The organism is Novosphingobium sp., from assembly GCF_036820275.1.
Taxonomy (GTDB): domain Bacteria; phylum Pseudomonadota; class Alphaproteobacteria; order Sphingomonadales; family Sphingomonadaceae; genus Novosphingobium.
This window is the reverse complement of record NZ_DAISLT010000017.1, coordinates 86,033-103,313: the sequence shown is the minus strand read 5'-3', so window position 1 is coordinate 103,313 and position 17,281 is coordinate 86,033. Positions and strand designations below refer to the sequence as shown.

The 17,281-nt window shown below is 59.7% G+C and carries 13 protein-coding genes; 7 read left to right on the top strand and 6 right to left on the bottom strand.

Annotation, left to right across the window (positions count from 1 at the left end):
• Nucleotides 1-82: 82 nt before the first annotated feature.
• Nucleotides 83-817 carry an acid phosphatase gene (locus V7066_RS14900; RefSeq protein WP_334183828.1) on the bottom strand — a complete coding sequence of 245 codons (735 nt, stop codon included), beginning with the start codon at nt 815-817 and terminating at the stop codon, nt 83-85.
• A gap of 647 nt (nt 818-1,464) precedes the next feature.
• On the opposite strand from V7066_RS14900, the gene V7066_RS14895 reads away from it, so the two are divergent.
• The 6 genes from V7066_RS14895 to V7066_RS14870 all read left to right on the top strand — a co-directional run bounded on the left by V7066_RS14895 (nt 1,465) and on the right by V7066_RS14870 (nt 9,438).
• Nucleotides 1,465-2,331 carry an SDR family NAD(P)-dependent oxidoreductase gene (locus V7066_RS14895; RefSeq protein ID WP_334183827.1) on the top strand — a complete coding sequence of 289 codons (867 nt, stop codon included), beginning with the start codon at nt 1,465-1,467 and terminating at the stop codon, nt 2,329-2,331.
• Between the two features lie 12 nt (nt 2,332-2,343).
• On the top strand, nt 2,344-2,898 hold the full coding sequence (locus V7066_RS14890; RefSeq protein WP_334183826.1) for a nuclear transport factor 2 family protein: 555 nt from the start codon (nt 2,344-2,346) through the stop codon (nt 2,896-2,898).
• A gap of 491 nt (nt 2,899-3,389) precedes the next feature.
• Entirely contained in the window at nt 3,390-3,890 is a 501-nt protein-coding gene (locus tag V7066_RS14885; protein WP_334183825.1) for an RNA polymerase sigma factor, read from the top strand.
• 1 nt (nt 3,891) lies between these two features.
• Nucleotides 3,892-4,821 (top strand): FecR family protein, encoded by a 930-nt coding sequence (locus V7066_RS14880; RefSeq protein ID WP_334183824.1) that lies wholly within the window; start codon nt 3,892-3,894, stop codon nt 4,819-4,821.
• Between the two features lie 95 nt (nt 4,822-4,916).
• Nucleotides 4,917-7,934 (top strand): TonB-dependent receptor, encoded by a 3,018-nt coding sequence (locus V7066_RS14875; protein ID WP_334183823.1) that lies wholly within the window; start codon nt 4,917-4,919, stop codon nt 7,932-7,934.
• A gap of 73 nt (nt 7,935-8,007) precedes the next feature.
• Complete coding sequence (locus V7066_RS14870; protein WP_334183822.1) at nt 8,008-9,438, top strand: phosphoesterase; 1,431 nt, start codon at nt 8,008-8,010, stop codon at nt 9,436-9,438.
• On the opposite strand, the gene V7066_RS14865 is transcribed toward V7066_RS14870, so the two are convergent.
• The 3 genes from V7066_RS14865 to V7066_RS14855 all read right to left on the bottom strand — a co-directional run bounded on the left by V7066_RS14865 (nt 9,420) and on the right by V7066_RS14855 (nt 13,546).
• Nucleotides 9,420-9,575, bottom strand: a complete 156-nt coding sequence (locus V7066_RS14865) for a hypothetical protein (protein ID WP_334183821.1) — start codon at nt 9,573-9,575, stop codon at nt 9,420-9,422. The genes V7066_RS14870 and V7066_RS14865 overlap by 19 nt on opposite strands.
• A gap of 64 nt (nt 9,576-9,639) precedes the next feature.
• A complete protein-coding gene (locus V7066_RS14860; protein ID WP_334183820.1) occupies nt 9,640-11,025 on the bottom strand; it encodes a glycoside hydrolase family 28 protein in 1,386 nt (461 codons plus the stop codon).
• Between the two features lie 10 nt (nt 11,026-11,035).
• Nucleotides 11,036-13,546: a glycosyl hydrolase gene (locus V7066_RS14855; RefSeq protein ID WP_334183819.1), complete on the bottom strand. Its 2,511-nt coding sequence runs from the start codon at nt 13,544-13,546 to the stop codon at nt 11,036-11,038.
• 682 nt (nt 13,547-14,228) lie between these two features.
• Between V7066_RS14855 and V7066_RS14850 the strand changes: the two genes are divergently transcribed.
• Nucleotides 14,229-14,426, top strand: a complete 198-nt coding sequence (locus V7066_RS14850; protein ID WP_334183818.1) for a hypothetical protein — start codon at nt 14,229-14,231, stop codon at nt 14,424-14,426.
• Nucleotides 14,427-14,518: 92 nt separating this feature from the next.
• Here the strand turns inward: V7066_RS14850 and V7066_RS14845 are convergent, their stop codons facing one another.
• Together V7066_RS14845 and V7066_RS14840 are read right to left on the bottom strand one after the other, a co-directional pair.
• The gene (locus V7066_RS14845) at nt 14,519-15,814 is read right to left on the bottom strand and encodes a polysaccharide pyruvyl transferase family protein (protein ID WP_334183817.1); all 1,296 of its coding nucleotides are present in this window, start codon (nt 15,812-15,814) and stop codon (nt 14,519-14,521) included.
• Entirely contained in the window at nt 15,811-16,713 is a 903-nt protein-coding gene (locus V7066_RS14840) for a sulfotransferase family protein (RefSeq protein ID WP_334183816.1), read from the bottom strand. Before V7066_RS14840 ends, V7066_RS14845 begins: the two co-directional genes overlap by 4 nt.
• Nucleotides 16,714-17,281 lie beyond the last annotated feature (568 nt).

The window sequence follows — 17,281 nt, the reverse complement described above, 5'->3', positions numbered from 1 at the left end:
CGCAAAATACCCCCAGGATTGATGGTGCCCGCCTGCAAATTGCCGGTCGGGTCGATGACGAACGGTATGGAAAAGGCCTTGCTCAGCCGGCGCAGCCGGTAGGCTCTGACCGGGACTTCTCGCGCAGGGCCGCCATTTCGGCACGTGCAGCATCGAGATCGGCCCGGAATTCGGGCGAATTCATCTCGGCAGCGAAGATCGAGGCGCCAGCGAGGCGCCCGGCCTCCACAGCGCTATGACTGTGCGAACCACAGATCCAGCGACTGTCGCCATATTCGCGCCCCCGCGCCAGCAACTGCGTCGCACGGTCGGGCGTGATCGCCGCCAGGATCATCGCGACATGCTGGCCATAGGCGGTGTGACCGGAGGGATGGTCGCCATTCCCGGCCAAATGCGCGCTGCGCGGCTCGCAGATCGGCAGGTCGTTGCGCACCCACGGGCGCACGGTGTGGAAATGCTGCTTGGCGTCGGAGACCACGCTACGGTCCTCGCCTGCGCGTGTCAGCAAGTGCGTGATTGCCGGTGCCTCACCCTCTTGAAGGCGGACGCCGAGGGCGCAGGCGAACTGTTCGAAAGCCGTGCCTGAGACGTCTCGCGTCGCCAGTTCCCAGCGCGGCGAGCCCTTCAGGCTGCAGCTCTCGCGGAATATACGCGCATCCGCATCCGCCTGGGCCGAACCTGGCGCGGGAGGTTCGGGCAGGATTTTCGTGAGGTCCGGGCGCTGGTCGAGCTTCAGGTAGCCCTCAGGTGCCGGCACTGCTCCACCCAGCAGGCAGGCGGCCGTCATCACCAGCCAATTCGCTGATATCGAACGCATTGTTGACCCCGTTTCTATTCCTTTTCGCGGGGGTCGATGGGGCAGAGTTATTGCGTGTCTGTTACAAAATTGCTGATTTTTGAAGCTTTCTTGGCACTACGTTGGCGGAATTGTGATCCACGGGGCTCCCGTGACGCCAAACGCGTATTTCATGGAGAGTGGACCTCCACGCGGAAGACCTGTGCCGTTTCCAGTTCGAGCAGCGCGAAGGGGCATGCGTCTCCAGCTACGAACGGCATAGTTGCGGCACTGCGCTTTTTCTTCACGAAAGCGTTGGATCGGCCAGATTACGCACCTCGACCGCGCCTTCGATACCCCGATTTACTGCTTGCATCCAAAAGGGGGGCACAATTGACATGCCGAGATCGGCCGGTCTTGAGCATCGAGCATGAGAAAGCAGACGAACAGCAGTTGGGTGCGGGAGATCGGCGCCTAGATGTCCGAAATGGGTCAGTGGCGCGAATGCGGGAGGGAAGCTCTTAGGCGCCAATCGTGGATTTCTAGCGGCCATTTTGACGACCCTGAAACAGGGGCGGCTCCGTGCGGGAAGCGCCCTCAACTTACCGCGCAGGGGATGTCTGGCGTGGCGTCATTGAATGCATTCTCAGTGACGCTAAACACAAGTTCAAATTCGAGCGAGAGAAGGCATGACGGATCAGGCACCCATCGCACTGGTGACCGGCGCAAGTAGGGGGGCGGGACGAGGCATTGCGATTGCCCTCGGCAGGCGCGGCTGCACTGTCTATGTGACCGGGCGCAGTCAGCAGGCGGGCGATCATGCGTTGCCGGGCACGATCTTCGACACGGCCCGCGCGGTCACCGAGGCGGGCGGAAAGGGCGTGGCGGTCGCTTGTGATCATTCCGACGATGAGCAAGTCGCTGGGCTGTACAGCCGCATCCTTACGGACGAAGGCCGCATTGACCTGCTCGTAAACAATGCCGCCGCCATACACGACGAGCTTACGCAGGCAGGCGAGTTCTGGGAAAAGCCGCTCAAACTGGCGAGCTTGATCGATGTCGGGCTTCGCAGCGGCTATGTCGCGAGCTGGCATGCCGCCAGGGCGATGGCGGAGCGCGGCCATGGTCTGATTGTCTTCACTTCCGCTTCCGGCGCAGCGCATTATTCACTCGGTCCGGCTTATGGCGCACACAAGATCGGCATGGATAAGATGGCCTTCGACATGGCCACCGACTTTCGCCATGCTGGCGTGAGTGTCGCGGCCGTCTCTGTGTGGATGGGAGCACTGCTGACCGATCGGCTCAAGGCGGTGATCGCTTCCGATCCCATTCGCTTCGGTCATATAGAAGGACACTGCGAGACGCCGGAGTTCACCGGGGACGTGATTTGGCATCTCTACAATGATCCCGATCTCGCGGACCTGAGCGGCAGAACGCTGGTCGGCGCAGGAATCGCGCGCAAGTATGGACTCACAGATGGCGGCAGGGTGCCGCCGACCGCCGAAGAACTGCACGGCGTAGAGCCACTTGTATTTCACTCAGCAGTAATCCGCTAGAGAAGAGGTGACATGGCCGATATCGAACAGATCGCGCGTGACGTGGCTTACCTGATGGACCGCCGCGCCATTGAGGACTGCGTACACAGCCATGCTCGCGGGCATGACCGTTTTGATGTGGACCTGCTTACAGCCGCGTACCATCCAGACGGCGTTGACGAGCACGGAGCATCGGCGGTCAACCGAGGGCCGGACTATGCCGAATGGGCCAATGGAATTCACAGCGCCGGATGCCAGCTTTGTCTACACAACATCACCACACACAACTGCGAGATCGACGGCGATACCGCGCATGCGGAGAGTTACGTCCTGGTCGGCCTGCTCAATCCGGACGGCAAAACGGTGCGCTTCATCAATGGACGGTATATTGACCGGCTGGAGAAGCGTAGCGGGGTCTGGAGCATCGCCTTGCGTCGCTGCACCGTGGAGCTGCTGATTTCCGGCGATGCTTCGATTCTCGAAATGCCGCAGTTCAAGGCAGGCGCCTATATAAAAGGACGGCGCGACCGAGCGGACATCTCCTACAGTCGCCCAATGACACTGGAAGAAGAGGTGGAGCGCTGGTGAGCGATCGGCGTAAACACAGTCCGCATATATATTTGAAAATGAAGAAAAATTCGTTATAGGTCTCGATGATATTCCAATTCGAAAAATTCTTCACGAATCTTATGGGCATTACGATGCCATGAGGCTCGGAAACTGGCCGAAGGAGATCGAGCAGTTTTCTGTACCGATCCGAACAAACCCGCCTTCCCTTCACCGCCCTGTCAGTCCGCGTAGGCCGCTTAGAGTTCAGCGCCGCCCATAGAGCGGTGTCGATTGGTGAGCTAGCACCCAGAGAGAGCGTCGTCGGTGTCCGCTTCCCCGCAGCTCTTGTCATAGGCGCGATGCAGGTGAGGATTCCGGCAGGCCTTGGCCGGATGGCACGGAATGTCACCTTGAAAACCCCGGCATCCCTGCAGCGAACTATCCACCCGAAAGGTCGGTAGCAACACTCTCCCGGTCAGAACGCCGGCTTGTCATCAAAAAGCATTCCTGAGATTCTAAGTCGCCGCCTGATGGTAATCGGGAAATCTTTGAAATACGCGCCGAAATCGGCGTTCAGCTGGGCCCGGCTCCGGGATCAGGTCGCGCGCATGACGCGGCGCGAAGATGCCGAGGATTTGCTCCACGATGCATGGGTCAAAGTTGCCAGCGCGCAGGTTCCGGCGCGCAACGCCGACGCACTCTTGGCCCGTGTCGCCACATACCGGGGCATCGATCTCTATCGCCGCGAGTGCCGTTCCGGGGAAACGGTCGTCTGGGATGCGGACGTCGATGAGGTTGCGGACACCCATCCGTTGCAGGACGAGATCCTGATTGCGCGCGAACGTCTCGAACGGCTGCGCGGCGGGGTGAACAGCCTGAGCCCCCGGACCCGGCAGATCTTCTTGATGTATCGCCTGGACGGCCGTAAGTACCGCGAGATCGCCGAAGAGCTCGGCATCAGCCAAAGCGCTGTCGAGAAACACATTTCTCGCGCAATGACGCATCTGGCCGATTGGATGGAGAATTGGTGACGTGATCTTCCGCAGCAAGCCGGAGAGTGTGAACCGGCAGGCGGCGGATTGGCTGGCGCGGCTCCACGCAGATGATCGATCCGCCGGCGACGAGGCGGAGTTTCATGCATGGCTTCGCTCGGATCCGTCACACGCCAGTGCTTTCGAAAAGGCATCCGGAATCTGGGACGGGGTTGGCGGTCTGCGCGACTACCCCCGTGAGGCGCCTGCCGTCCAGCCACGATCGCACTCGCGGCGGGCCGTCCTCGCGGGAGGCGCCGGCCTGATCTTGACGTGCGGACTGGGGCTTGGCTGGCAGCAGGCCCAAGCCGGCGTCTATCAGACGGGAGTCGGTGAACAACGGCGGTTCCTGCTGGACGATGCAACCCGCATCATGCTGGACACCAACACCCGCGTTCGCTTCACAACCGACACGTCCAAGCGGCTGCTGTCGCTTACATCCGGCCGCATCGATATCGAGATCGCCGGAGATACACGCCCCTTCGTCATCGAGGCAGGAGACAGCAGCGCCGTGGCGAACGCGGGACGGCTCGACTTGCGGCGCGAGGACGAGACGGTGGTAATAACCGCCATAGAGGGAAGTGCGAAGGTGCGGTCTCCCGAGGCGAACATGGTCCTGGTGGCGGGTAGCCGGGTAGCCGTGGAACTGGGCCGCAAGGACAGGCTGGACCAGCCGGAGATCGATGATCTGCTTGCCTGGCAAAGCGGCAGGCTCTCTTTCCGTGACGAAACCGTCGCGCAGGCAGCGGCGGAGATGAACCGTTACACACGCCGCAAGCTGATCGTTTCAGATCCCCGCGCCGCGAACATGCGTTTGAGCGGCGTCTACCGGGTCGGTGATCCTGAGGGTTTTGCCCAGTCCCTGGCCGAATTGCTGCCTGTGAAGGTCGCGCTGGAACCGAACGCTATCCGGATTGTCGCGGCCCGCTGAAAATTTTTTTGGGTCGAGGGGTGGGGGAAACCCGAAGCGAAGCGACGACGCAATAAGCGGCGTTCGCGATGAGCGTCCAGACGGGGATATCGGACATGACTTCTTTCAAACGGCAGCTTTGCCGATCGGCGGCGCTTGCCCTGGCGCTTTGCACTGCGGGAATGACGGCATCGGCGCAGGCTCAGACCCGCCAGGTTCGCGTGACCATCGAAGCCCAGCCCATGGACCGGGCACTGGAGCAGCTTGCTCGTGAAAGCGGCCAGGACATTCTGTTCACGCGGGAAGCCGTCGCCAACTTGCGGGCGCCTGCCGTGTCCGGCGAGTTCGATGCCGAGACGGCCGCTCGCCGCCTGATCGCGGGCACTTCGCTGACGGTCATGCGCAATCGTGCGGGTGCGCTCATTGTCCGCCCTCAGTTGGCGGCGGCCGCACAAACGCCCAACGGTGAGCCGGTCCCGGCCAGCGAGATCGTCGTAACCGCGCCGTTCTCGGATGGTGTGGAGCGGTCTCTGGGGGTGAAGCGCAATGCCGATTCGATCGCCGATGCCGTGGTCGCCGCAGATATCGGCAAGCTGCCGGCGTTCAACGTCGCCGAAGCCCTGCAGCGCGTGCCCGGCGTCACCATCGTGCGCGAGGCGGGCGAAGGCCAGTTCATCAGCGTGCGTGGCCTTGGCCCCAATTTCCAGGCGGTGACGTTCGACGGCATGCCGCTGGCCTACAACGAGAACATCCGCAATTCCGGCCAGTCGGGCCGGCAGTTCCGCCTGCAGGTGCTGCCCGCCACGCTGATCGACAGCGTGGTCGTCATCAAGTCCCCCACTGCCGACCTGATCGAAAGCGGCATCGGCTCCACGGTAGACATCCGCCTGATCAAGCCGCTCGACCGCGAGAGCTTCCTGGCCGCCAATGCCTATGCCGGGTACGAGGAACGGACCGACACCGTAAACCCCAATGGCACGATCTCGGCCGGTTGGCGAAATCAGGACCAGACGCTGGGTCTGCTCGCGGGCCTGTCCTATTCGCGGCGCAAGGTTCAGTTCGACCGACTGCGCATGGGCTGGCAGGATGCCGAAGTGGAGGGTCTGGGCACGCTGCGCGTCCCCGGCGATGCGCAGCCTTATCTTGAGACGGAAGATCGCGAACGGCTGAGCGCGGTCGTCGGCCTCCAGTGGCGCCCGACCTCCAATTTCGAATTCGGCATCGACGGCCTTTTCTCCCAGTTCAACAACGAGACGACCGAACGTCGCCTCACCTACTACATCCCCAGCCAGCTATCGAGGCTGGACCTCTCGACAGCCGTGGTCGAAGACGGCAGGCTGGTCGCAGGCACCATCCGCGGCGCGCGCATTCGCAACTACAGCGAATACATGGACCAGTCGCACCAGAACCTGCAGCTCAACGCCACGGCGAAGCTGGACCTGGGCGACTGGCACATCGAGCCGCGCATCAGCTATGCCCGTGCGCGCAGCGATCTCGACACGCCGATCCAGCGCGTACAATACCGTACTGCGAACGGTCGCGGCGGCAATTTGTCGTTTGATTTCAGCGGAGACGTTGCCAGTAAGGGGCGTATCACCTCGCTCTATTCCGACCTCGACCTCACCGATCCCTCGCTGATGCCGTTCGAAAGCTTCTCGGTGCGTCCGATCAATTCGATCGACGAGGACAAGAGCTTCGTACTGAACGTGTCGCGCGCACTGGACTTCGGTGTCGGGGGCCTGCGGTTCACCAAGTTCCGGTTCGGTGGCCAGGTGTCGGACCGCTACCGCGACTACCAGCGCCGCGACCGCAACATCGCCACCCTGCGCGACGGCTTCACGCGCACCGATGCCTTCCTCCAGTATCCGGTTCCGGGCAACGCCTTCGACAAGTCGATCGTGAATCGCCAGCCCTGGACCAATGTCGACTGGTCACTGTTCAATCAGGCCTACACGCTCGGCGCCGAGTACGATAGCGTCAGCCCCGATGCCGACGATCTCGTGCCGAACGCCGCGGACCTCCAGAACTCCTATCGTATCGGCGAGAAGATCCAGGCGCTTTACGGTCGTGTGGACTTCGAGTCCGATGTCGGCGACGTGCCCGTCTCGGGCAATTTCGGCCTTCGTTATGTGCGCACCGAAACCGATGTTCGCGGCACGACGATCGCACCCGTTGCCGACGGCGCGGGCGGCGTGACCACCGAGGTCCTGCCGGCGACCACGCGCGCGACTTATGCCGAGTTCCTGCCCAGCGCCAACGCGATGTTCCGCTTCTCCGACAACGTGCAGCTGCGCCTGGGCGTGGCCCGGACGATGACTCGCCCGTCGCTGTCGGAACTGCGCAATTCCATCAATACGAACAGCGTCACCGTGACCAGCATCTACAACGAGGGTGCGGCGGCGCTGGCCGATCCCACGCTGAATCTGCAGGCATCGGGCGGCAACCCCAACTTGCGCCCCTACACCTCGTGGAACTTCGACGCCTCGTTCGAATGGTACTTCGACAAGTTCGGCGCTTTCACGGTAGCGGCCTTCCACAAGGACATCAGCAACTACATCGCGTCCGATTTCGAGACGCGCACGCTTGCCTTCGCCGTGAGGGACGGCTCCACCCTACCGGTAGACATCCTCGTCGCCACGCCGACCAACGTGGGTGACGCGGCGATTTCCGGCATCGAGTTCGGTTACACCAACAAGCTGCCGTTCGGCCTGGGTATCACCGCGACGGCGACCTTCGCGACCTCGAAGCTGGAACTCGACACCGCCGGCGTCGGCGTCCAGTCGGCGGGCATCCAGGGCGTTTCCGACGTCAGCTACTCGATCACGCCCTTCTTTGAGACGGGGCCGTTCGAGATCAACGTCAGCTACACCTATCGCAGCAACTACATGACGGATTCCGGCGCTAACGTGACTTCGCTGCCGAGCCCCCAGGATGTCGTACCGTATTACCAGAAGGGTTTCGGCATCGTCGATGTCGGCGCGAGCTTCAAGCTCAGGCCGAATATCGAAATGTTCATGCAGGCCGTGAACGTACTGAACGAGCGGCAGGTGTCCTTCGCGGGCACTGAAAGCGAAGTCAGCGAAATCCATACGTTCGGGCGCACCGTCAATTTCGGCGTGCGCGCCAAATTCTGATCGACATCCTTCGCCCATCGCAGAAGCTGCCTCGGCTTCTGCGATGGGCACTTTTCACAAGGTCGCGAAATCGATGTCTCTCTCCCGCAAGACCCTTGCCGCTGCGCTTGCGCTTGCCCAGGCCTCGCCGGGCATGGCGCAAGACGCGTCGCAGCGTAGCTGGCTGGCGGGCGATCACCACGTCCACAGCATCTACAGCGCGCGCTACGAAGCGAACCCCGCAGATCCCGACCGCGTTCCCGAACCGATCATCGGCGGCGATTCCGCACATACGGTCCTCCAGAACGTGCGGATGGGCAAGAGCTTCGGTCTGGACTGGATGGTGTCCACCGATCACGGCGGCCCGCATCATTCGGCACTGAACCATGATCGCGCCTGGCCGGATGTCGTGGCGGCTCGGCGGGCGTTTGAAGGCATGGTCTTATTCTATGGCATGGAGTTCGACGTCCCCGGGGGAGAACATGCCAGCCTCATCCTGCCGACCACTGCCGAAGAGCGCGAGACCCTGCGCGAGATCGAAGCCCGCTTCGGCAAACGAGAGGCCTTTCCGGCCGATTCCACGCGCAACACCAAGGCGCGAATGATCGATGCGCTCCGATACATGGCTGACCTGCCGCACCCTCCGGTCCTGATCGCCAACCATCCGTCTCGCACCGCGACCGGATTTGGCGAGTGGGGCCTCCATGCACCGGCCGAGTTTCTGGCGTGGAAGCATGCCGCACCGAACGTGGTGATCGGCATGGAAGGCGCCCCGGGCCACCAGGCTGCCATGCCCAGCGCCGGCAGAGACAAGGCCCATGGCTCTCGAGGGCTCTACGGAGGGTTTCCGACGATGGGCGGATTCGACCAGATGGTCGCTCGCTTGGGCGGCGCATGGGACGCGCTGCTGGGCAAGGGCCTGCACTGGACGATCACCGCCACATCCGATTCCCACGGCAACTGGCGCGAGGGCGGTGCCGATTTCTGGCCTGGGGAATACTCCAAGACCTGGGTCTTTGCGGCGAAAGACGCCGACGACATCCTCGACGGACTGCACAAGGGCCGCGTTTTCGTGACCACGGGAGATATCATAGATCGGCTAGAATTGTCAGCAGCCGCAAGCCAGGCGCCGGAACGCGCGGCGGGGATGGGCGGCACGCTGGCGCTTCGCCCGGGCGAGGAGATGAACGTCACCATCCGCTTCCGCCCTGCCCGCAGCGCCAACGCTTCGGGGCGCCTGCCAAAAGTCCACCACGTCGACCTGATCGCCGGCAGCGCTTCGAGCGGTTCCGGCGACAGCAACGCCACGACCCGGGTCGTCCACCGCTTCACTTCGCGTGACTGGCGTACCGAAGGCGACGCTCTGGTGATCACGCACCGGATGAAAGCACCGAACGGGCCGAGCTATCTCCGCGTACGCGGCACGAACACTAGCCAGGCCGAGCCGGGGATGGACGTGGTAGGGGAGGACCCTTGGCAGGATCTCTGGTTTTACTCCAATCCGCTTTACGTCAGCCAACAGTGAACTGCGAGCCCTGATCCGAATGGATCAAGCACCCGTTGTTTCGGCTTCCGCCGCCATATCGCCATGTGCAGCGCCACATCGGTGATCTGCGCCACCGCATCACGCTTGAACTCATCGCTGAAATCAGGCTTCCCCATCGTCGTCTCCTGTCCTCAAAATTTGGATAGAAGGCGTCCAGAAATCCAGGGGCTACTCACAGCGCTATTTATCCAGGTATCCCGTTACGTTCACCGTTTCCACCGCTTGGCCAGAAAGGCGGCCAACGCGAACATTCTGCAAGGTCACATCCCTTACCGGCAGAGACGCCTCTCCTTTTAGTCTCGTTCGAAACTGCCCTGCCGTCACGACCACATTGCGTATGTGCAGGCCATCTATCGGCGTCAGCTTGCGCTGGTAGGTCGGCACCAAGGTCCGCCACTGATACAGCACGTCGGTATCAACGCTGAGCACTCCGCCGGCAACCGCGGTGGAAGTGATGTTCGTGAGGTGAATGTTCCGCACGAAGCCCCCGCGTCGCTCGTTCGTCTTGACGAACAAGAGGTTGTTGAGAGCGCTCTTCGCGCCAGACACCTGCTCGACCCGGCATCGGTCAACAAAGACGTTTTCGACCCCGCCGGAAATCTCGCTACCGATGGCCATTAGCTGGTGTCCGTTCTTTACCAGGCAATCGCGCATCACGATGTTGCGTGAGGGGGTGGCCAGCCGCCAAGCGTCGTCCTCGCGGCCCGACTTCACTGAAACGGCATCGTCGCCCTGGTCGAAAACGCAGTTTTCGATGAGGACGCCCTGGCTCATCTCCGGATCAACGCCGTCGTTGTTATGGCCATGCGCGCTGATCCGCACCTGACGGATTACCACATCCCGGCAGAGATAGGGATGGATCGTCCAGAACGGGCTATTCTGGATCGAAACTCCTTCGACCAGTACATGTCGGCAACGGTTGAACTGGATGAAGTGCGGCCTGAGGTTGGCAGCGCCTTTGGTCATGTCGCGCTGCTCGGTCGGTTTGCCGGCACGCGCCAACTGATACAGCTCGACGAGCCCATCCATATGCGCCTTGGGCCTGAGGTACCATTCGCGCCAGACGTCGAGCTGGGCCTCGAGCCGCCCCGAGCCGGTAATTGCAACATTGTCACACTCATGGGCATAGATCAGCGGCGAGTAATTGAGGCATTCGATGCCTTCCCAGCTTGTGGGCACCGGTGGCAGATAATCCCTGGGGTCAGGGGAGAACAGCAGCGTTGCGCCGTCTTCCAGATGAAGTTCGACGTTGCTCCTCAAGTGAACAGGACCCGTGCGCCAGATGCCGGCGGGAACGAGCACCCGGCCCCCTCCTGCATCATGCGCAGCCCGTATCGCCGCTCCGATGGCAGCACTCGTCTTGCCCTGGTCATCTGCGACGGCGCCGTGGGCTACGATGGAAAATTGGGCGGCATCGGTAAAGTCCGGCACCCGGATGACGGGCATCGGAAAAGGAGCCTGGACATGATAGGTGCGATACGGCTTGCGGCCACGGGCAAAGGCACGGCTGGGAAGGATCGGCAGCAACAGCGCTGCCTGCACGATCATCCTGCGATCAAGGGCCATCATTTCCTCCTCAATTTCGAACCATGGTCACGAGCCTGAGCGGGGCAAGCAGACCCGACGGACGCGCCTTGACCAGTTGCTGGTCCTGGTTCCTGAAGCGTTCGCCAAAGCGCATCGAAAGCAACCGGAAATCAACTGGGCCTTTCGCTGCCAAGGCATTGAGAGCACTGTTCACGACGATCAGTTCGATCCGGTTTTCGCCCTTGTGCAGCCATGGGCTTATGTCGAGGCGCCAAGGCGGTGCCCAGACAGCTCCGGCTTTCTGCCCATTGATCCGCACCATCACCGCATCGCGCACCGGCGCGTCCAGTTCAGCCCGAGGACGATTGGGATCGAACGACGGTACAGGGGCAGGCCGATCCTTGCCGAAGTCCAGCAGCAGCCTTTCCGTTTCGGCAGGTGCCTGAACCAGGTTCAGGGTCCGGGTATATCTTACCGATCCGGAGTAGTGGGTGAAAGCCGGATCCGTGGTCCAGTCGCGACCCGGAGCAGGCGGTTCATCGGTCCGCCCTTTCGCTTGCCCGATCCAACCTTCCGAAAGATCCAGGGAAGACTGCGTCACCTCGTCAGCCTGCTGCACCGACGGCTGACCTGCTCTACCACTTCCTGCCACGAGGAAGCGGCTTTGATAAGGCGCCAGCCTTACGCTGATCTCTCCGCTCCCTCCCCCGGCTCCTTCCCGCTCGCCTGTCATGGGGTCCCACCATTCGGCATCGCCGTTAGCGCCAGCAATACGAACACGTGTGTTCAGCGCGCTGGCCCCCGTATTGACCAGAAAGTAGATATGCGTGCCGCCCAGTCTGCGATGGACGAAGCCCAAGTCCGGCGCCAGCTGCAGAAACGCGAGATCCGGTTGCTCCAAGCTGCGGAGTGCCGATGAGAGGTCTTCCGGTGTGACCAAAAGGGCCTGCTTCGGCCCGGAGCGGAAAAGCCGGCGTGAAGTCCGCTGTACCGATAGAGTGGCTTGCGAAGCGTCCAGAAGTCCGCCGCCTATCGAGGGCCGCGTGCCGGTGGCAATGACCTTACCTCCCCTCGCAGCCCAAGCCTCGATAACGCGGTAGGCCTCAGGGTCGATCCGGGTCACGCCCGGCAGCAAGAGCACGCGATGGCGCAGCTTGCCGGCGCGTACAGCGGCGGCATCAATGAAGTCGAAACCATAACCGGCATCGACTACCTGCCCGACGGTATCCGGCTTCAGGCGCGCCTGCATTTCCTCGTTCACGGACGCCTTGGCCGGCCTCATGTCCGCCATGGCATCTTCGATCGGCAGATAGATTGCGACGCTATTGTCCGGTTCACCTTCCCGCAGCAAGGCGCTGATCCGCTGGAGATAACGCGTGACTGAAGGCATCGCTTCGTACCAGGGATTATGATCGTTGAGGGCTGCCGCCGCATAGAAAGCCCAGCCCGGCTCCTCGATCCCTGGGGGCGAGTACGGCCAGCCATGTCCGACGATCTGGTTTACGCCTTGCAGGAAGTGCCGATCCGCTTCGATCTTCATATCGAGCGGCGTGGCGGCCCAGGATGGGGAATGCAGCCAAGTCCAGGTTTCCGCCGAGACCACCGGCTTGTCATAGAGATGAGCGCCGGAACTTGCCCATCGCGTCGAGGTGAAACTGCGCCAGTCCGCACCTTCTCCCTCCGGCAGATCGACCAGCGCGTTGCTGGACAAGGTCGGCGGGGGGAATCCATAGACTTGCGCTCGAAAGCGCGTCCCGTGCTCCCTGGCCCATTTCGTGATGGGACGCAGATACCTCTCGTCGACCATTTCGGACAAGGTTCGCGCCCAGTCGTAGCGGACCGCGGCACTCTCAGGCCGCTCATCGAACAAGGCCGGCAGATGATCCAGCAAATCGTATCCGCGCTTCTCCCGGAACACTTCCGGCAAATCGCTCGTCCAGCTCGAACCGTAGGCTTCGAGGCTATCTGAGAAAAATGCATATGGCGGCGGCCCTCCATCGAACGCGGTGGTCAGGCGACTCCCCACGTTCTGCAGATGGTTGGACACTGCCCCCGTGCTCACATGATCGAGGACGAAGCCTTCTGCCCCCATTGCCGGTCGCTTGACTTGCTGACCCGTTCTTCCCGCTATGAAAAACGTCAGTTGGCGTGTCTGCTCGGTGGCGGCAATTGCTTCGGCCCCCGCAACGCGCTTGCCATCCACGTATACCGTCAGCAACCGTTCGCCCGGCCCAAGCGCCGGTACATCGATGCCGCGCCTTCCCGGAGCAAGCGTGCTGCGAACCATGCGTAATTCGGCAGCCGCCTGGTCTATCGGAATGTGGGGACCGCCGAATGGCCACCCGCTACCCAGAGTAACATCCATTCGCAGCCCCGCCGCGGCAAGGCTTCGCGATGCCGCCCCAAGTAGCTTCAGGAAATCTTGAGAAAGATAAGGGATATTGCGGATCCCTGCGGCGGCATCATCGGGAGACAGCGGATAGGTCGGTTGGATCTCCACGCCCCCGAAGCCACCGGCTCGCATGGCGGCGATTTCCCGGTCCAGCTCTGCAGGCTCCACGGATGGCCCGAACCACCACCACCGTACCATCGGCCGGGCATCATCGGCAGGATGTTCGAACCGTTCCCATAAACTCGATGGATTTGGCGATAGCACTTGCGCTGCATGACCTGGATCACTGACGAGTGCACAAATTATCAGTGCAAGATGCCGATATCTCCCCATGCCTCCTCGCCACCTCTCTCGATATTTTTTTGACCTATCCCATATTATGGCCCATGCATCCACATTATAAATCAGGTGGGCCCACAAGGGGCAGAGAGGAGATAACGTAAGGATTATGGTGATGCTTAGCCGCACCTCTCGAAAGCAACCAATGCCTCAAGAACTCTTTAACAGCAGGCTAAACGGTCCAGATTACCGCCGCTGGCCATAAGCCTACACTCCCAGCGGCGCGGTGGAATGTCACATGTTGGTCGACAGCCGCGGGAACCGGACCGTCTGCACCTGGGCATCGGAAATTGGCGGTTGAGCGGCCGATAAGGGTCGTGACCTGCCGGTAGCGCCCCTGCCCTGCCCTGCTCCGCCGACAAAGCGGCCGCAGACCACCTCAACTCAGCCTCCTGATAGCTGCGCTCAGTTCACCGGGGTTCGGGTGAACCTGAACGACTTGTCGTGGGACATTGTGCTCGGTCCGCTTTGAAACAGAAAGAATAGTTTAGCGGACAAGGGAGCCGCCTTGATGCTCGATACTTTGCCCCATGCCAAAGCCCTGCTTGGTGATCGAGGCGATGATGCCGACTGGTTTCGCAAGGCGCTCACCGAACGCAACATCGCGGCCTGCATCCCGTCAAAGAAAAACCGAAAGGTTCTTATCCCGCACGATGCCATGCTCTATCGCCAGCGCAACAAGATCGAAAACATGTTCGGCAGGCTCTAGGACTGGCGCCGTATCCACACTCGCTACGATCGATGCGCGCACACCTTCATGTCCGCCATCTGCATCGCGGCAACCCTCATATTCTGGATCGATCAATGAGTCCTGAGCTTAGCTTGCCCATTCCCGCGCGGGGATGCGATTTGGTAATGCGCAACGCCTGCTGATAGGCCTGGCTCATCTAAGACGCGTACCGCCTGCTCCACTACAGATGTAGCTTGGACATTTTCCAGATTTCTTTTTATGCGCTTTGCTTCATCCTCATAATTCATCCTCATTTTATCCACTCCTTCCAAGATTCTCACGGTATCCGAATCTCTGATATCGAAGACGTAATCCTGCTGTTGAAAGAGTGCCGTAAGGTCAGAATATTTACTGGCCCACCCCAGTACGACTGCAGGGACACCGCTTCTGTAAGCGAAGACCACCGAGTGATAGCGTGACGCGACGACATATTTAAATCGTGCGATAATTTCTATCAGTTCCGGGCTTGAAAATTCTCCGGAAATTACGTGCGCCTTTGGCCCTATTTTTACCTTGGAAAGTATTTTTTCGACCAGATCCGTATCCGCCGTCGATGTGTTTAGAACGTAAACCTTCTCGCCGTTGTCCAGTAATTTCTGAAGCATTTTTGCATACAAATCGATAATCGAGGACGGATCACCAAATCTAAATATGTTTTTATTTATAATGAAGCCAACAGAATTTTGGGTAGGATAATTTCCTCTCTCATCCCTATAGTCAGAACAGACTTGGCCGACACTAGGAAAAATCTTTTCCCTAATCACCATGTCTGCTGATAATTGAACGTTACGAAGACCGATAGAGGTAAGACATTCATACCCCTCGCGCTCGCGAGCATATATCCGCAAAGGATAAGTCAGTTCTTTCTTGATCTCGTCGATGAAGTTAGAGTCATCTTTATCACCCCAATCGAATGGTCCGAAGCTTTGCGGCATAAGAATTATCTTTTTCTTGAAGCGCCGAGCGATTTTAATTGTATCTAATAGCATTCTTCCGCTTTGCTTAGGCCACCCGGAGCCTAACGTGTAACCACTCGCATCAAAGATAGCATCCGCTCTTTGCAGAGCATTCCTCATTTCTGTAATCTTATCACGCCATTTATCGCTTTTTCGCAGACGTCCAACAATACTAGATAATATCTTTACTAGAAATGGCACCCTGCACAAATCGTATTTCAACATTGGACGCGTAAAATCGTCGTACGGCAGCAATGTGAATGTATATTGCTCTGGGTCGTCGTATTTATCTGAGAAACCGATTACCTCGCATTCACCGTAAATCGATTTCAAGGAATAGCTCAGGGAAAGAAACATGGCCTGCGCGCCTTTGTTTCTCATCTGTATTCCCGTAATGATGAATGTTTTCATATAGCCGCACCTTCCCCTAGATAATTGATCCGCGCAAACCCGTCTGCGTCAGCCATTTCCTGCTGTGCCCGGCCTACCGGTCCGTACCAGTGACTGAGTGAATGGCCGCTCATGTTCTCTAATAATTCAATTGATGGTCTATAGTAATCATTGAGGCGATTTCGAAGATCATCTGTTAATGGCGGGTATCGGGTCTCGCGCGCAACCAAATTGCGAACGGCTTGAAAAGCGGCGGTACCTCGTAACGGACGGGCGATTGGTTTCATCCAGGCCAGACGCTTTCGCAATCCGGCGGGTACGACCGGGACCGTCCTGTCTTTCACTTTATTTTGCCCGCTTGGTGCCAGACGCCGCGGCGGCAAGCCGAGATGGGTCCGGACGCGTGACATCTGCGTTTCCGGGTCATCCAGCACACCCTCGAAGAGAAGAATGAGAAGTGCCTCACGTCCGAAAATGTCGACATAGGATTGCAAGTGCGAAGCGAAATTGCCCCCAACCAGAAACCGCAAATTCTCACCCAGCGAGGGATCGAGGTAGTTCCCTATGTCCACCCCGACTTCGCCACGCCTGAAAAGCATGCAGTAGTTGGAATAGGCGCGTTCCACCGGATTGCGTAGCTGCACAATCAGTTTCACATGAGGCAGGTGTCGGTGGAGGCGGGCCGGTGCTTCGGGCATGTAAAGGTAGGAATTCGATTTCTCGCCGACGATTCGGCCCGCTCCCTCGTCGCTGAATTGCGACAGATACCACTCTTCTCCTCGGTCGTACTCTCTGGAGAAATAGTGCAACTCCGGATCAGGCATGTAAACCGCCGGATCCGACTGCAGCTGCGTCTGAAGCCACGTGGTTGCCGATTTTGCCGCTCCGATAATGACGAAGTCAATGTTATCGAATTGCATTGGTACTGCCCCCTCCGGTTGATACATTGATACTGGAGCGATGTACGTCGATGAGGGCGGACAGGTGCTATCTTGAGATGGCTCCTGCGGGCACTCGCGCAAATCATTGGGAGCAGCCGCGCCTCTCCCTTTGTTTTTAGCGGACATCTCTATCGAGGATCGCGGAATCGCGGCACACACAAGCTCCTAAAAATCGTCCTTAAAAACATAGATGGAAGGCGCTCGTAAAAAGAGTACTCTTTTGGTTTAGACCGTATGCGCCTGTTGAATTTGTTTCATTCGCAGAGACATATGCACACAAAGTAGCAAAGATTACGTCTCAAGAACTGTTCACCAAGCACCGTTAGATTTCGTTTGAGAATGCTCATGGATGGAAAATTCTTCGGTGCATGAGGCTGCCGAGAGCACCGTGGATCATCGGTGTCCATCACAAAGATGATCGCGGCGGAGACGACCTCCTCATGCGCTGGCGAAGCGACAAAATCGACCAGCAGCCGATTGTAAAAGCTCCACGCCAGATCGGGTAACGCGTCATCTAAGCTCAGGACTCATTGATCGATCCAGAAGA

What these genes read in the sequence shown, in the direction of transcription:
- V7066_RS14900 (WP_334183828.1), bottom strand. Translation starts at nt 817, where the DNA reads ATGCGTTCGATATCAGCGAATTGGCTGGTGATGACGGCCGCCTGCCTG.
- V7066_RS14895 (WP_334183827.1), top strand. Translation starts at nt 1,465, where the DNA reads ATGACGGATCAGGCACCCATCGCACTGGTGACCGGCGCAAGTAGGGGG.
- V7066_RS14890 (WP_334183826.1), top strand. Translation starts at nt 2,344, where the DNA reads ATGGCCGATATCGAACAGATCGCGCGTGACGTGGCTTACCTGATGGAC.
- V7066_RS14885 (WP_334183825.1), top strand. Translation starts at nt 3,390, where the DNA reads ATGGTAATCGGGAAATCTTTGAAATACGCGCCGAAATCGGCGTTCAGC.
- V7066_RS14875 (WP_334183823.1), top strand. Translation starts at nt 4,917, where the DNA reads ATGACTTCTTTCAAACGGCAGCTTTGCCGATCGGCGGCGCTTGCCCTG.
- V7066_RS14870 (WP_334183822.1), top strand. Translation starts at nt 8,008, where the DNA reads ATGTCTCTCTCCCGCAAGACCCTTGCCGCTGCGCTTGCGCTTGCCCAG.
- V7066_RS14865 (WP_334183821.1), bottom strand. Translation starts at nt 9,575, where the DNA reads ATGGGGAAGCCTGATTTCAGCGATGAGTTCAAGCGTGATGCGGTGGCG.
- V7066_RS14860 (WP_334183820.1), bottom strand. Translation starts at nt 11,025, where the DNA reads ATGGCCCTTGATCGCAGGATGATCGTGCAGGCAGCGCTGTTGCTGCCG.
- V7066_RS14850 (WP_334183818.1), top strand. Translation starts at nt 14,229, where the DNA reads ATGCTCGATACTTTGCCCCATGCCAAAGCCCTGCTTGGTGATCGAGGC.
- V7066_RS14845 (WP_334183817.1), bottom strand. Translation starts at nt 15,814, where the DNA reads ATGAAAACATTCATCATTACGGGAATACAGATGAGAAACAAAGGCGCG.
- V7066_RS14840 (WP_334183816.1), bottom strand. Translation starts at nt 16,713, where the DNA reads ATGCAATTCGATAACATTGACTTCGTCATTATCGGAGCGGCAAAATCG.